Annotated in this window: 18 protein-coding genes; 15 read left to right on the forward strand and 3 right to left on the reverse strand. The window is 62.8% G+C overall.

What is annotated here, in order from left to right:
- Positions 1 to 76 precede the first annotated feature (76 nt).
- From ABD866_RS08450 to ABD866_RS08460, 3 genes are all read left to right on the forward strand, one after another.
- Positions 77 to 694, forward strand: a complete 618-nt coding sequence (locus ABD866_RS08450) for a nucleotide-binding protein (RefSeq protein ID WP_345063247.1) — start codon at positions 77 to 79, stop codon at positions 692 to 694.
- 57 nt (positions 695 to 751) lie between these two features.
- Positions 752 to 1,216: a MaoC family dehydratase gene (locus tag ABD866_RS08455; RefSeq protein ID WP_345063250.1), complete on the forward strand. Its 465-nt coding sequence runs from the start codon at positions 752 to 754 to the stop codon at positions 1,214 to 1,216.
- Positions 1,217 to 1,281: 65 nt separating this feature from the next.
- Positions 1,282 to 2,223 carry a LysR family transcriptional regulator gene (locus ABD866_RS08460; protein ID WP_345063253.1) on the forward strand — a complete coding sequence of 314 codons (942 nt, stop codon included), beginning with the start codon at positions 1,282 to 1,284 and terminating at the stop codon, positions 2,221 to 2,223.
- Here the strand turns inward: ABD866_RS08460 and trmL are convergent.
- Together trmL and ABD866_RS08470 are read right to left on the reverse strand one after the other, a co-directional pair.
- Positions 2,211 to 2,741: a tRNA (uridine(34)/cytosine(34)/5-carboxymethylaminomethyluridine(34)-2'-O)-methyltransferase TrmL gene (trmL, locus tag ABD866_RS08465; RefSeq protein WP_345063256.1), complete on the reverse strand. Its 531-nt coding sequence runs from the start codon at positions 2,739 to 2,741 to the stop codon at positions 2,211 to 2,213. The two genes, ABD866_RS08460 and trmL, sit on opposite strands and share 13 nt — an antisense overlap.
- Before the next feature lie 284 nt (positions 2,742 to 3,025).
- Complete coding sequence (locus ABD866_RS08470; protein WP_345063259.1) at positions 3,026 to 3,553, reverse strand: ComF family protein; 528 nt, start codon at positions 3,551 to 3,553, stop codon at positions 3,026 to 3,028.
- A 359-nt stretch (positions 3,554 to 3,912) separates the two neighbouring features.
- On the opposite strand from ABD866_RS08470, the gene ABD866_RS08475 reads away from it, so the two are divergent.
- The 8 genes from ABD866_RS08475 to ABD866_RS08510 all read left to right on the forward strand — a co-directional run bounded on the left by ABD866_RS08475 (position 3,913) and on the right by ABD866_RS08510 (position 10,277).
- Complete coding sequence (locus tag ABD866_RS08475; RefSeq protein WP_345063261.1) at positions 3,913 to 4,833, forward strand: methyltransferase domain-containing protein; 921 nt, start codon at positions 3,913 to 3,915, stop codon at positions 4,831 to 4,833.
- A 141-nt stretch (positions 4,834 to 4,974) separates the two neighbouring features.
- Entirely contained in the window at positions 4,975 to 5,451 is a 477-nt protein-coding gene (locus ABD866_RS08480; protein WP_345063697.1) for a DUF2244 domain-containing protein, read from the forward strand.
- A gap of 58 nt (positions 5,452 to 5,509) precedes the next feature.
- Positions 5,510 to 6,679: a cytochrome c oxidase subunit II gene (gene coxB / locus ABD866_RS08485; RefSeq protein WP_345063263.1), complete on the forward strand. Its 1,170-nt coding sequence runs from the start codon at positions 5,510 to 5,512 to the stop codon at positions 6,677 to 6,679.
- Between the two features lie 30 nt (positions 6,680 to 6,709).
- Positions 6,710 to 8,338 (forward strand): cytochrome c oxidase subunit I, encoded by a 1,629-nt coding sequence (ctaD, locus tag ABD866_RS08490; RefSeq protein ID WP_345063266.1) that lies wholly within the window; start codon positions 6,710 to 6,712, stop codon positions 8,336 to 8,338.
- Positions 8,339 to 8,349: 11 nt separating this feature from the next.
- Positions 8,350 to 8,463: a cytochrome oxidase small assembly protein gene (locus ABD866_RS08495; RefSeq protein WP_345063269.1), complete on the forward strand. Its 114-nt coding sequence runs from the start codon at positions 8,350 to 8,352 to the stop codon at positions 8,461 to 8,463.
- 21 nt (positions 8,464 to 8,484) lie between these two features.
- Positions 8,485 to 9,099, forward strand: coding sequence for a cytochrome c oxidase assembly protein (locus ABD866_RS08500; RefSeq protein WP_345063272.1), 615 nt, complete (start codon positions 8,485 to 8,487; stop codon positions 9,097 to 9,099).
- Between the two features lie 7 nt (positions 9,100 to 9,106).
- The gene (locus tag ABD866_RS08505; RefSeq protein WP_345063275.1) at positions 9,107 to 9,346 is read left to right on the forward strand and encodes a DUF2970 domain-containing protein; all 240 of its coding nucleotides are present in this window, start codon (positions 9,107 to 9,109) and stop codon (positions 9,344 to 9,346) included.
- A gap of 49 nt (positions 9,347 to 9,395) precedes the next feature.
- Complete coding sequence (locus tag ABD866_RS08510) at positions 9,396 to 10,277, forward strand: cytochrome c oxidase subunit 3 (protein WP_345063278.1); 882 nt, start codon at positions 9,396 to 9,398, stop codon at positions 10,275 to 10,277.
- Between the two features lie 108 nt (positions 10,278 to 10,385).
- On the opposite strand, the gene ABD866_RS08515 is transcribed toward ABD866_RS08510, so the two are convergent.
- Entirely contained in the window at positions 10,386 to 10,607 is a 222-nt protein-coding gene (locus ABD866_RS08515) for a twin transmembrane helix small protein (protein WP_345063280.1), read from the reverse strand.
- Positions 10,608 to 10,621: 14 nt separating this feature from the next.
- Between ABD866_RS08515 and ABD866_RS08520 the strand changes: the two genes are divergently transcribed.
- The 4 genes from ABD866_RS08520 to cyoE are packed head-to-tail and all read left to right on the forward strand — an operon-like array spanning position 10,622 to position 14,175.
- The gene (locus ABD866_RS08520; protein WP_345063282.1) at positions 10,622 to 11,398 is read left to right on the forward strand and encodes an SURF1 family protein; all 777 of its coding nucleotides are present in this window, start codon (positions 10,622 to 10,624) and stop codon (positions 11,396 to 11,398) included.
- The gene (locus ABD866_RS08525) at positions 11,340 to 12,089 is read left to right on the forward strand and encodes a hypothetical protein (RefSeq protein ID WP_345063285.1); all 750 of its coding nucleotides are present in this window, start codon (positions 11,340 to 11,342) and stop codon (positions 12,087 to 12,089) included. The genes ABD866_RS08520 and ABD866_RS08525 overlap by 59 nt, the downstream gene beginning before the upstream one ends.
- Positions 12,090 to 12,091: 2 nt before the next feature.
- Complete coding sequence (locus ABD866_RS08530) at positions 12,092 to 13,282, forward strand: COX15/CtaA family protein (RefSeq protein WP_345063288.1); 1,191 nt, start codon at positions 12,092 to 12,094, stop codon at positions 13,280 to 13,282.
- Complete coding sequence (gene cyoE, locus ABD866_RS08535; protein ID WP_345063290.1) at positions 13,279 to 14,175, forward strand: heme o synthase; 897 nt, start codon at positions 13,279 to 13,281, stop codon at positions 14,173 to 14,175. Before ABD866_RS08530 ends, cyoE begins: the two co-directional genes overlap by 4 nt.
- The last annotated feature ends 2 nt before the right edge of the window (positions 14,176 to 14,177 follow it).

The raw sequence follows: 14,177 nt of genomic DNA on the forward strand, positions 1-14,177 counted from the left end.
CAATATGCCGCGGTGCAAAATCGGCACCGCGCTGGCACGCTGGGTGCCGGTGTGTCCTCTCTGCTGGGAGCTGAAGATGCCTGTGATCGTCGTGGCCAATCCGAAAGGGGGCGTGGGCAAGTCCACGCTGTCGACCAACATCGCCGGGTACTACGCCAGCCGCGGCCATGCCGTGCTGCTGGGCGACATCGACCGGCAGGAGTCTGCGCGGCTCTGGCTGGGCTTGCGCCCGCCCGCAGCCGCACCCATCGGCACCTGGGACATTCAGGCCGACGTGATCAGCAAGCCGCCGCGCGATGCGCGCCATGTGGTCATCGACACCCCGGCCGGCCTGCAGGGCTGGCGGCTGTCCGACACCGTCAAGCTGGCCGACCGCATCGTCGTGCCGCTGCAGCCCAGCGTGTTCGACATCTTTGCCACGCGCGCCTTTCTGGACGAACTGGCCGCGCTGCGCCAGGCCCAGGGTGTGCCGGTGGGCATCGTGGGCATGCGTGTGGACGCCCGCACCCGCGCGGCCGAGCAGCTGCAGCACTTTGTCGAGGGGCTGGGTTTCCCGGTGCTGGGCTACCTGCGCGACACGCAGAACTACGTGCACCTGGCGGCCCACGGTCTCACGCTGTTCGACGTGGCCCCGGGCCGCGTGGCCCGCGATCTGGAACAGTGGCAGGACCTGTGCGCCTGGCTGGACGCCTGATGCGGGCCTGTCGCACGGCCGACAAGCGCGCCCGGGAGCGGGCGCTACAGTGGCCGCATGAAAACCTTTCGCTCCTACACCGAAGTCTGCGCCTGCGTGGGCCAGGAAGTCGCCGTGACGGACTGGATCACCATCACCCAGGAGCAGGTCAACCTGTTTGCCGATGCCACGGGCGATCACCAGTGGATCCACATCGACCCCGAGCGCGCCAGGCAGGGCCCGTTTGGCGCGCCGATTGCGCACGGCTTTCTCACGCTGTCGCTGATCCCGCGCTTCTTCGAGCTGGGCCTGCACATCGAAGGCGCGCGCATGGGGGTGAACTATGGCCTCAACCGGGTGCGCTTCACCGCGCCGGTGCCGGTGGGCAGCCGTCTGCGCGCACGTCTCACGCTGCAGGCCGCCGAGCGCCTGGAGCCCGAGGGCCTGCAGATGACCTGGCTGGTGACCGTGGAGCGCGAGGGGGCCGACAAGCCCGTGTGCGTGGCCGAGTCGCTGGCGCGCAACTACGGCGCACCCGTGTAACGCCCCAGGGGTGGGTGCGCCGCAGTGCGCGTCCTACGCCGCCCGCCGTGCAGGAGGCCTGAGCCATGGACCGCCTGCAAGCCATGAAAGTGTTTGCCCGCGTGGTCGAGGAGGGCGGCTTTGCCGCCGCCGCCCGCGCGATGGACATGTCGCCCCCAGTGGTCACGCGCATGGTGGCCGAGCTGGAGCAGCACCTGGGCACGCGATTGCTGCAGCGCACCACGCGCAAGCTGGCCCTCACCGTGGCCGGGGACGCCTATCTGCAGCGCGTGCGCTCCATCCTGCACGAAATCGACGACGCCGAGGCCGCCGCGGTGGCCAGTACGCGCGACCTGCGCGGCACCATCCGCCTGTGCACAGTCCCGGTGCTGGCCAATCACTTCCTGGCCCCGCTGGTGGCGCGCTGGCACGCGAACTTTCCGCGCCTGCTGCTGGACGTGCACATCGACCCCTACGCTTCGGCCCGTGTGGACGAGTTCGACGTCACGCTGATGATTGCGGGCGAGGACTTCGACGCCAACGTGGTGGCCCGGCCCCTGTTGCATGGCGAGGCCATTCTGGTCGCCTCGCCCGACTACCTGCGCCGCCGGGGCACACCGCAGCATCCGGACGATCTGCTCGCGCACGACTTTCTGCGGGATTCAGCGGTGTCGGTGCGCGCGCCCGGCGGCATGGGGCGCAAGCTGCCGCTCAAGCCCGCGTCGGGCCAGGGGGGGGGCGTGGAGGTCGATCCGCCGGCGGTGATGCAGTCGGTGAGCACCGAATTGCTGATGCGCGCCGCGATCGATGGCATGGGCTTTGCCGTGACCTCGCGCCTGCTGGCCGAGCCGTATCTGGTGCAGGGCGCGCTGGTGCGCCTGCTGCCCGACTGGATCATCTCCCGCTACACGGTGTATGCCGCCTTGCCCACGGGTCGGCTTTTGCCCGCGCGCACCCGCGTGCTGCTCGACTTCATGACGGAGCAGGTGCCGCTGGTGCTCGAAAACGGCGGGGCTCAGCCCGCCTGAACGTTCAGGCCCGCCAGATTCTGCGCAGGTGCCCGGGGCGGCACGGCCTGACCCGGCTGGGCAAAGCCGTTTTGCCGCCAAGCCTCGAACACCGTCACGGCCACCGCGTTTGACAGATTCAGGCTGCGCTGGCCCGGCACCATGGGCAGCCGCAGGCGCTGCGCTGGTGGAAAGCTTTCGCGCAGCGCTGGGGGCAAACCACGGGTTTCAGCCCCGAACACCAGCCAGTCGCCAGGCTGGAAGGCGGTGTCGTACACGCCTTGCGTGGCGTGGGTCGTCATCGCAAACATGCGCGAAGGATCAGGCTGCAGATCGCGCACAAAGGCCGTCCAGCCGGCGTGCCGTCGGACCTCGGCGTACTCGTGGTAATCCAGCCCAGCCCGGCGCATCAGCCGGTCTTCCATCGAGAAGCCCAGTGGCTCGATCAGGTGCAGCGTGCAACCCGTGTTGGCACACAGGCGGATCACATTGCCGGTGTTGGGCGGAATCTCGGGTTCAACCAGGACGACGTGAAACATGCCCCGATTGTCGCCGCTGCTGCCGAGGCAGGCGTGTGGAAGGTGTGACGGGACGTGCGAATCGGGGTGTGTGAGGCACGGTGTGGGGAGCGGGCGATCCGCGCCTTGGTTCCGGGCGCGGTCTCAAGGCAAGCTTTACTGCCCGCAGTCTGCGCTGGCGCGGCCTCGGGTGGTGCACTGCGTTGCCTTTTGTGCTCATCGCAGCGCGATAGTCTGTACGCAACGCCTTCTGGCTCCGCCCGATCTGCACTCGCCCGTCCTTGCGCGGGTGATGCTGAGTGTCCCTAGCTACCAGGTGCCGGTGTGCGTGCCAGTACCACCGCACTGACTTGTCGTGCGCCAGCGTCCCACAAGACCTGCGCAGCGGCCTCCAGCGTGGCACCGGTGGTCATGACATCGTCCAGTAGCAGCAGGCTTTGCCCGCGAACACGGTGGGCGTGTGCGGGCTCCAGGGCCATTGCACCCTGCAGGTTACGCAGCCGGGCCTGGCGCGTGAGTCCGGCCTGAGGCGGGGTATCGCGCAGTCGCAGCAGCCAGCGCGTTTGTGCCTGCGGGCCCGCCCAGGCCTGCGCCAACAGTGCGGTTTGCTGGAACCCGCGCATGCGCAATCGCGCATCGGACAGCGGTACGGGCAGGACCCAATCGGCTGCGCTGCGCAGTGCTTCGGCGGTTTCGCACTGCGAAAGCAGGCCGGCCAATGGGCGTGCCCAGCCCGGATCGCCCTCAAATTTGAACGCAGCGACGATCCGATCCCAAGGGTAGGCGTAATCCACCGCGGCCGCGCAGGCCTGCAGCAGACTCGGTTGGCCCACGCAGGCTCCGCACAACGGAACACCGGCGGGTACGCGCAGTGCGCAGCGCTGGCAGCGAGGTACGGTATAGGCCAGTCGTGCCACGCAGGCCGTGCAGAGCCGTGCGGCCGGCCAGGCCGCACACACTGCGCAGCGGCTGCCCAGGGCTGCGAGCATGCCAAGCCCCGTCGCGGCTGGTGTGGTTGCCCTCTTGCATGATGCGGCCGTTGGCTCAGCAGAATCAGACGGGGTCACGGGCAGGGACTCCTTGCAGGCGCGAGATAGGCGATTGCGACGCCGATACGCAAACACGGGCTTGTGTGGGGCGGGCCGCGTGGCGGCGGTGCAGTCAATATACTGCCCGCTCGCTTGTGTCCGCCATGCCCACTGAATCCCACGACCGTCCGCCCACCATTGACCCGGTTGCCGCCGCTCAGTGGCGACGGCGCGCGCCTGCCCTCACCCCTTGGCTGCACGAGGAGGTGGGTCGCCGCATGGAAGAGCGGCTGCAGTGGATTCTGCGAAAGCCTGCCGCATGGTGCGACTGGGAGCCAGTGCGCGGCGGTCTCGAAACACATGCCCGCATCCGGGAGCGCTATCCCGATGCGCGTTGTCACCTCGTGCTGGACAACCCGGCGCACGAGGCGCTGGCCCGTCGCGCGCACCGGCAGCCCTGGTGGAGCCCGGCCCGCTGGCGGGCATCGACCGCGCTGCGCTGGGGGGACGTGCCCGATGCCTCCGTGGAGATGCTCTGGGCCAACATGGCTTTGCACTTAAGCGCCGACCCGCAGGCCCTGCTGGCGCGCTGGCATCGAGCGCTGGCAGTGGACGGCTTCCTCATGTTCTCGTGCCTGGGGCCCGATACGGTGCGCGAGCTGCGTGCGCTGTACGAGGCGTGCGGTTGGCCTCCTCCGGGTCACGCGTTCACGGACATGCATGACTGGGGGGACATGCTGGTGCATCAGGGTTTTGCCGAGCCCATCATGGACATGGAGCGCATCACACTCACCTTTGAGACCCCAGAGCGCTTGCTGCTGGAGCTGCGAGGGCTTGGGCGCAACCTGCACCCAGAGCGGCATGCGTCCTTGCGGGGGCGGGGTTGGCATCGGCAACTGCTGCAGTCGATGATGCAGCGTTTGAGCCCGGCCGGTTCGGATGGTCCCCTCGCGCTCACCTTCGAGGTGATTTACGGCCATGCATTCAAGCCTACACCGCGGGCCCGTTTGGAGTCGCAAAGCACAGTTTCGCTCCAAGACATGCGTTCCATGCTGCGTTTGTCGGGTATCGGGGGCAAACGCTAAGACCTGTCAATGACATGGAACAAGGCGCGCTACAATTCCAAACGATTGAGATTTCGGGCATCTTCCCGCGCAATTGCTGAGGCTTCGGATGGCCATAGCGCTGTCTGACAAGAGGCCTCGGCAGTCTTGTGAGCATTGACGGTGACGGGCTTGGTTTTTCGTTTTGCCACAGTCTCGGGACAACGCATCGACTGGCGTTTGACCCGTAACTGCTCGGTAACGCCTGCGCAACTGGGGTGGATGTATCTGTCCTTGTGCGTGGTGTCCTTGGGCATTGCCACGTTTTTTTGGGTGCAGGGCGCCTACCTCGTCATGCCCTTTGCTTGGGCCGAAATCATCGCGGTAGGAATTGCTTTCCTCCTGTACGGGCGCCATGCGGCCGACGGTGAGAGGATTTCGCTGCAAGGCGGTCGTCTTGTGGTGGAACTGGAGACGGCTGGCAGGTTGCAGCGTGCGGAATTCGATCGCCACTGGGTACGGGTTGAGCCCAAGTCCGGAGACCGGTCGCTGATCACGCTGTCGGCGCAGGGGCGGTCTGTGCATGTGGGGCGTTTTGTGCGCCCCGAGCTGCGGGCTGCCCTGGCTTCGGAGATCCGCATGGCCTTGCGCGCTGCCTGACCCCACCAGGGCGCGCCAGGGGTTTGGTTACATTGAGGCTTAGAAGTAAGTGAGAACTATGAAGAGCATTTCCAAAAAGCTGGCTTCTCTGCTGCTGACCGCCGGTGCTTGGATGGGGGGCGTTGCCCATGCCGTTCAAGATCTTCCCGGTGGTCCGGCGGTGAATCAGCTGAACCTGGCCCCGCCGGTCACCAAGATTGCTGAGCAGCAGCATTTTCTGCACTGGATGATGCTGATCATCTGCACGGTGATTTTCGTGGCCGTGTTCGCTGTGATGTTCTACTCCATCTGGAAACACCGAAAGTCGCGCGGTGCCAAACCGGCGAACTTCCACGAGTCGGTGACGGTGGAGGTGGTCTGGACGGTGGTGCCTTTCATCATCGTGATCCTGATGGCATTGCCCGCGACCAAGGTGCTCGTGGCACAGAAGGACACGACCAATGCCGACCTGACGGTGAAGGCCACTGGATACCAGTGGAAGTGGGGCTACGACTACATCACCGGCGAGGGTGAAGGTCTTTCCTTCATTTCTACGCTTGACAGCTCGCATCGTGTGCTGTCGGACAGCGGTAAGGTCGCCGATGCGCCCAACGATTACCTGCTCAAGGTGGATAACCCCCTGGTGGTGCCGGTTGGCAAGAAAATCCGCGTGATCACAACGGCGAACGATGTGATCCATGCTTTCATGGTGCCGGCGTTTGGTATCAAGCAAGACGCGATCCCTGGTTTCGTGCGTGATACCTGGTTCCGGGCAGAGAAGGTCGGAGACTACTACGGCCAGTGCGCTGAACTGTGTGGCAAGGAGCACGCGTACATGCCGATCCACGTGAAGGTGGTCACGGCCGAGGAGTACACGGCTTGGGTGGCGCAGCAGCGCAAGCTGGCGGCGGCCAAGCAGGACGATCCGAACAAAGTGTGGGCCCTGGACGACCTCATGAAGCGCGGCGAGAAGATTTACGCTGCCAACTGCGCCGCCTGCCACCAAGCGAACGGCAAGGGCGCTGGTGCGATAAAGGCGCTGGACGGTTCGGCTATCGTGCTGGATTCGGATCATGCCAAGCAGATTCAGATCATGCTCAAGGGCGCTGGCAACGGTTCAATGCCAGCTTGGCCGCAACTTAGCGACACTGACATTGCGGCTGTTGTGAGCTACACCAAGAATGCTTGGTCCAACAAGACGGGGCAGCTGGTGCAGCCTGCAGAAATCGTGGCCCAGCGCGGCAAGTAATCACCGCACCATTGCATTGAGGTAACCAACATGAGTGCTGTTCTCGACAATCACGGCCACGCTGGCGATCACGCGCACGACGATCACCACCACGCTCCGACCGGCTGGCGCCGTTGGGTGTTCGCCACCAATCACAAAGACATCGGTACGCTGTACCTGCTGTTCTCGTTCGCCATGCTCATGGTGGGCGGTGTGCTGGCGTTGCTGATCCGCGCAGAGTTGTTCCAGCCTGGCCTGCAGGTGGTCAACCCCGAGTTGTTCAACCAGCTCACCACGATGCACGGCCTGATCATGGTGTTCGGCGCGATCATGCCTGCCTTCGTGGGCTTTGCGAACTGGATGCTTCCGCTGCAGATTGGTGCCTCTGACATGGCATTTGCGCGGATGAACAACTTCAGCTTCTGGCTGATGATTCCGGCCGCCATCATCCTCGTGTCGAGCTTCTTCATGCCCGGCGGTGCCCCCGCCGCCGGCTGGACGCTGTACGCCCCGCTGACGCTTCAGATGGGTCCTTCGATGGATGCCGCGATTTTCGCAATGCACATCTTGGGTGCTTCGTCGATCATGGGCTCGATCAACATCATCGTGACCATCCTCAACATGCGCGCTCCTGGGATGACGCTGATGAAGATGCCGATGTTCGCTTGGACCTGGCTGATCACGGCTTATCTGCTGATCGCGGTGATGCCCGTGCTCGCTGGTGCCATCACGATGACCCTGACAGATCGCCACTTCGGCACCAGCTTCTTCAACCCGGCTGGCGGTGGTGACCCGATCATGTACCAGCACATCTTCTGGTTCTTCGGTCACCCTGAGGTGTACATCATGATCTTGCCGGCCTTCGGCATCATCAGCCAGATCGTGCCCGCGTTCTCTCGCAAAAAGCTGTTCGGCTACGCATCCATGGTGTACGCCACTTCGTCGATCGCCATCCTGTCGTTCATCGTGTGGGCCCACCACATGTTCACGACTGGCATGCCCGTGACGGGACAACTGTTCTTCATGTACGCGACCATGCTGATCTCTGTGCCCACTGCGGTCAAGATCTTCAACTGGATCGCGACCATGTGGCGCGGTTCGATGACGTTTGAAACCCCCATGCTGTTCGCCGTGGGTTTCATCTTCGTGTTCACCATGGGCGGCTTCACAGGTCTGATTCTGTCGATGGCGCCCATCGACATCCAACTGCAGGACACCTACTACGTGGTAGCCCACTTCCACTACGTGCTGGTCGCAGGCTCGCTGTTCTCCATGTTCGCTGCCTATTACTACTGGGCTCCGAAGTGGACTGGTGTGATGTACTCCGAGACCCGCGGGAAGATTCACTTCTGGGGTTCGTTGATCACATTCAATATCACGTTCTTCCCGATGCACTTCCTGGGTCTGGCTGGCATGCCTCGACGCTATGCCGACTACCCCATGCAGTTCGCAGACTTCAACGCCATCGCGTCTATTGGTGCCTTTGGCTTCGGTCTGATGCAGGTGTACTTCTTTATGGCCATCGTGCTGCCCGCCATGATGGGCAAAGGCGAGAAAGCGCCGCAGAAGCCCTGGGAAGCTGCTGAAGGTTTGGAATGGGAAGTGCCGTCTCCTGCCCCCTTCCATACGTTTGAGACGCCTCCCAAGCTGGACGCTACGGCCACGCGCGTGATTGGCTGAGGAGCTGCGCGATGACGACACCCGAGCAAAAGAAGAACAACGTTCGCATGGCGCTGGTATTGGCGTCCATAGCGGCAGCGTTCTTCCTCGGGTTTGTGGCCAAGGTGTTCCTTCTGTCGAGTTGAATACGAGACCTTCACCGCACCATGAACCTTCGTCGTGAAAATGCCAAGATGGTGGGCAAGCTGGTGGTGATCGCCGCCGGCATGTTCGCTTTCGGCTATGCCCTCATTCCTATTTATCGCCATATTTGCGAGATGACGGGGATTAACATCCTCTCGCTGTCTGAGCGGCAGGTACCCGGCGCTGGTGCTGCTGGTCGGGATGTGAAGGTCCCTTCCAACAGCCAAGTGGACCGCAGCCGCGTGATCACGGTCGAGTTTGACGCCAATGCCCGTGGGCCTTGGGATTTCAAACCGGCTGTGAGCTCCATGAAAGTACATCCCGGGGAGCTAGCCACGGTTATGTACGAGTTCCAGAACATCCAGGACCGGCGCATGGCTGCGCAGGCAATCCCGAGCTATGCACCTCGCCAGGCGGCATCGCATTTCAACAAGCTGGAATGTTTCTGCTTTAATCAATACACCCTCGAGCCTGGAGAGAAGCGTGAATGGCCAGTGGCATTTGTCATTGATCCGAAGCTGTCCAAGGATGTGACGACCATCACGCTCTCCTACACATTCTTCGAAGTAGGGGGCAAGGTGCCTGCAGCACCGACGAGCACACTGTCAGCGGCGCCGTCGCAGACTTCGGGTTCCTGAGTCTTCCATGGCATCTGATTCCGCACCGACCCAGCCCGCTGCTGGTTCTGATTCGCCTGCAAACGGTCGCGCATCTTGGTTGCGTAGTGTCAAGGCAGTGGCTTGGTCGCTTCTTGGATTGCGCAAAGGCAGTGAGTACGCGCAAGACCTGAGCCGTATCTATCCGTTGCATGTGATCGTGGTGGGGCTGGTGGCGGTGTTTTTGCTTGTGATCGGGCTGATGATGCTGGTCAATACGATCGTTTAGGCGGTCAGAGTACGAATAACGATAGATTTAGAGAGAGTCAGGAGCTGAAATGAGCGCATCCACCCACGGTACGACCCCGTATTACTACGTGCCCGCCGAGTCGCGTCATCCCGCGATGTCCGCTTTTGGGCTGTTCTTCGTGATCCTGGGGGCTGGCCAGTGGATCAACGGCCATGACTGGGGCAAGTACTCGCTGGCGTTCGGTCTGGTGTGGTGGCTGTTCGTGCTGTACCAGTGGTTCCGTGATGCTGTCCACGAAAGCGAAAGCGGCCTGTATGGCTACAAGATCGATCTTTCGTACCGCTGGAGCATGAGCTGGTTCATCTTTTCCGAGGTGATGTTCTTCGGGGCTTTCTTCACCGCGCTGTGGTGGGCACGCTCGCACTCGGTGCCAGCCCTCGGCAGCCTTGAGAACGGCCTGTTGTGGCCAGACTTCAAGGCAGTGTGGCCCAGCGTAGCTGCTGGAGCGACCGCGTCGCCGGCAGGTATCGTGGAGCCGTTCCAGACGGTCGGTCCGTTCTGGTTGCCCACCATCAACACCGCACTGCTTCTCACCTCGGGCGTGACCCTGACGATTGCCCATCATGCACTGCGAGCCAACCAACGCGGTAAGACCATTGCCTTCATGTGGGCGACAGTTCTGCTGGGTGTGGTGTTTCTGATGGTGCAGGGCTACGAGTATTACCACCTGTACACCGACCTGAATCTCAAGCTCGACTCGGGCATCTTCGGTTCCACCTTCTTCATGCTCACGGGATTCCACGGCTTCCACGTGTTCATTGGCATGCTGATGCTTCTGTTTATCACGCTGCGGCTACAAAAGGGTCACTTCACCGCCGAACGGCACTTTGGCTTTGAAGGCGCAGCTTGGTACTGGCACTTTGTGGACGTGGTCTGGCTGGGCTTGTATGTGTTGGTCTATTGGATGTAAGCCGGGACGCCCATGAAAAAAGCGCCGTAAGGCGCTTTTTTCATGTCTTACATGGTGATGTAAACACTCGGCGTCTGATGCGATGTAGTACGTCCAGCACGTAAAGACTTAACTGGTCGCAGGGAGTCCGGTGGGCTGCAGGTAGCCTAGTTGCCAGGCGATCAAAATACACAGGAAGAGCAGCACGGAAAGCCCGACCCGCAGGGCAAGTGCCCAGGCCATGTGACTACCTTTGGCCTTGTCATCGCGGCCGTTGCGCATCATGTAGTACAGCGCCGACCCGAGACTGCCCAGGATGCCCAGAAAAGCGATACCGACCAGAATTTTCATGGAGCCATTATCCCGTGAGCCCCTCTGACCGTCTTTGGAGCCGCCGTTTTGGGCTGATTACCCTGGCTGCGGTGGTGGGCATTGCGGTCACCGCGTCCCTGGGATTCTGGCAGTTGGGGCGCGCCGACACGAAGCTGGCATTACAAGCCGCGCGAGAAGCACAGGAGGCGGCCTCGCCACTGACGGCCGACGCGCTTGGACAGTCCATCGATGCAGACACCGGTTCGGTGCATCCGGATGCATTGCATCGGCGGATTGTTCTGAGGGGCGAATGGCTGGCCGCGCACACGCGGTTTCTCGACAATCGCCAGATGCAAGGGCGTCCAGGATTTTTTGTCGTGACGCCCCTGAAGGCAGAAGGATTGGCACAGCCGGTGTTGGTGCAACGGGGGTGGGTGCCGCGTAACTTTCAAGACCGTACAGCGCTTCCGGAAGTCGACACCCCTTCTGGAGTGGTCAGCATTGAGGGCCGCGTTGCAGGGTTGCCTTCCAAGCTGTACGAGATGGCGGGCGGCCCTGCGCAAGAGGGGGCTTCACGCATCCGGCAAAATCTCGACCTCGAAACCTTCCGCTCTGAAACGGGCCTGTCCCCTCTGCCACTGTCGGTGGTGCAGACGGGCCACCCCAGCGAAGGTTTGTTGCGCGAATGGCCTGCTGTGGCCACCGGAGTGGACAAGCACTACGGCTACGCCTTTCAATGGTTCGGGCTCAGTGCCCTGATTGCACTTCTTTATGTCTGGTTCCAACTCGTCCGACGCTTCATTCGCCCGCGCCGCGACCCGGCCGCCTGAGTCCGAAACGGCGCAGGACCATCCCCTGGGTCTGACGGTTCATAACCTTCCAGGGGTGGACCATGCGGTGGAGCAAGCTCAGCGCACGCGCAGTGGCCGTCTGAAGATGATCGGCGTGCTGCTCATGTGTGCTGCACCGGTTATTGCCTCGTACTTCACCTACTATGTGATCCGTCCGGAGGGGCGACGCAACTTCAGCGAGTTGATTGACCCGCAACGTCCCATGCCGTCCCTGGAGACGCGCGATCTCGCTGGTGCCGCAGGCAATCTCACGGCGCTCAAAGGGCAATGGTTGTTGGTCAGTGTGGCGCCCGGGGCCTGCGACGCGGCGTGCCAAGACCATCTCTACCTGCAGCGCCAGATGCGCGAAGGCGTCGGCAAGGAAAAGGACCGCGTGGATTGGGTCTGGTTGATTCCGGATGATGCTTCTCCCCCTGCCGAGATACTGCCTGGGTTGACCAAGGCCACCGTGCTGCGTGTAGATGCGCAGGCCTTGTCCCGATGGCTGGCGCCAGGGCCCGGCCATGCGCTTCGGGATCATCTGTATGTGGTGGATCCCATGGGCAACTGGATGATGCGCATGCCGGCCGGGCTCGACAAGGCGAATGCGAGCAAGGCCAAGCGCGATCTGGAGCGTCTGCTGCGGGCGTCTTCGTCTTGGGATCAGGCAGGGCGTTCGGGAGCGCAGTGAGTATGGATCCGCAACCGCTTTACGACCTGGAGCCCCTGGCGCGGCTGATGCTGCTGGGTGTGCTGATTGCGCTGGGACCCTTGTGCTGGGTGTGGTGGCGCAACCGCGGTGCCACGCCGATGCGACGGCTACAGGCGCTGACGCTGCTGACGTTATTTTTGACGTTTGATCTGGTGCTGTTCGGAGCGTTCACGCGCCTTACCGATTCCGGCCTGGGTTGCCCGGACTGGCCCGGATGCTACGGCAGCGCCAGTCCGGTGGGCGCGCGCGAGGAGATTGCGGCTGCGCAGGCCGAACGCCCCACCGGCCCCGTGACCCATGGCAAGGCGTGGGTGGAAATGATCCATCGCTACCTTGCGACTGGGGTGGGGGTGCTGATCATCGCGATGACGGCCACCGCCTGGGCGCAGCGCCGCCAAGGCCGTTCGTCTTCGGCTCCTGTGGCGCAGGCGGAGCCGCTGAGTCCTTGGTGGCCGACATTCACGCTCTTCTGGGTCTGCTTGCAAGGGGCGTTTGGAGCGCTGACAGTAACCATGAAGCTGTTCCCCGCCATTGTCACGTTGCATCTTGCCGGCGGGTTGATCTTGCTGGCCTTGCTGACGGTGCAGGCCGTGCGCTATTCGCAGCATGACCGAGGCTTGCAACCCGTTGCGCTGTCGCGAGGGGTGCGCTGGGGGATTGGCGCTGTGGCCGCATTGGTCGCCCTGCAGATTCTGCTAGGTGGCTGGGTGAGCACCAACTACGCTGTGCTGGCATGCACCACGTTTCCGCAATGCCAGGGCAGCTGGTGGCCCCCGATGAATTTTGCGCAGGGTTTTCAGATATGGCGTGAACTGGGCATGCTCCAGGACGGCTCCCACATCAGCTTTGCGGGCTTGACCGCCATCCATTACGTTCACCGCCTTGCCGCGTACGTGGTACTGCCTGCGCTGTGGCTGCTGGCATGGCGTCTCCATCGCGTGGATGCCCTGCGACCTGCCGCCCGCTGGCTGGCAGTGCTGGGCCTGTTGCAATTGCTCACGGGCTTGTCCAATGTCGTGTTGGGCTGGCCCTTGGCGGCTGCTGTGTTGCACACTGGCGGAGCGGCCGCCATGGTGCTGGTGCTGACGTGGGCCTGGACGGGCACTCGCATGACCTCTGAGGCTGCTACCCGGTTGGCTGCCTGCTCCCAAGACTCTCGATTGACTGCATGAGTGCCGTTTCTGCTTCCTTGCTTCCGTCCCGGTTCGCGCAGTTTTATGCGCTGACCAAGCCACGCGTTGTCCAGCTCATTGTCTTTTGTGCGCTCATCGGCATGGTGCTGGCCATTCCCGGCCTGCCGACGGGTGCCCAGAGCTGGCGCATGGTGCTGGCCTGTGTGGGCATCTGGCTGGTGGCTGGGGCCGCCGCTGCATTCAATTGCATCGTGGAGCAGGGCATCGACGCACGCATGAAGCGTACAGCCTGGCGGCCAACGGCCAAGGGCGAGCTGTCGAACGCGCAGACCCTGGTTTTTTCTGCTGCGCTGTGTGTGGGGGGCTCTGCACTGCTGTACTTTGCGGTGAACCCGCTGACCATGTGGCTGACCTTTGCCACCTTTGTGGGTTACGCTGTGATCTACACCGTGGTGCTCAAGCCGCTGACGCCGCAGAACATCGTGATCGGAGGCGCTTCGGGGGCCATGCCACCAGTGCTCGGCTGGGCAGCAGTGACGGGCGAGGTGGCACCTGAGGCACTGATCCTGTTTCTCATCATCTTCCTCTGGACACCGCCGCACTTCTGGGCCCTGGCGCTGTACCGTGTGGAGGACTATCGCAAGTCGGGCCTTCCGATGCTTCCGGTGACCCATGGCAACGAATTCACCCGCCTGCAGGTGTTTCTCTACACCCTGATCCTGTTCGCCGGGTGTCTGATGCCGTTCATCTTTGGCATGAGCTCCTGGCTGTATCTCGCAGCAGCTGTCATTCTGAGCGGCGGTTTCTGCGCCTATGGATTTGCGCTCTGGCGTTCGTATTCCGACGCATTGGCACGCAAGACCTTCCGTTTTTCTCTGATCCATCTGAGCGCACTGTTCGCCGCGCTGCTACTGGATCATTACTTGTTGTGACG

Source organism: Acidovorax lacteus (assembly GCF_039540375.1).
In the GTDB taxonomy this organism is placed as follows: domain Bacteria; phylum Pseudomonadota; class Gammaproteobacteria; order Burkholderiales; family Burkholderiaceae_C; genus Acidovorax_G; species Acidovorax_G lacteus.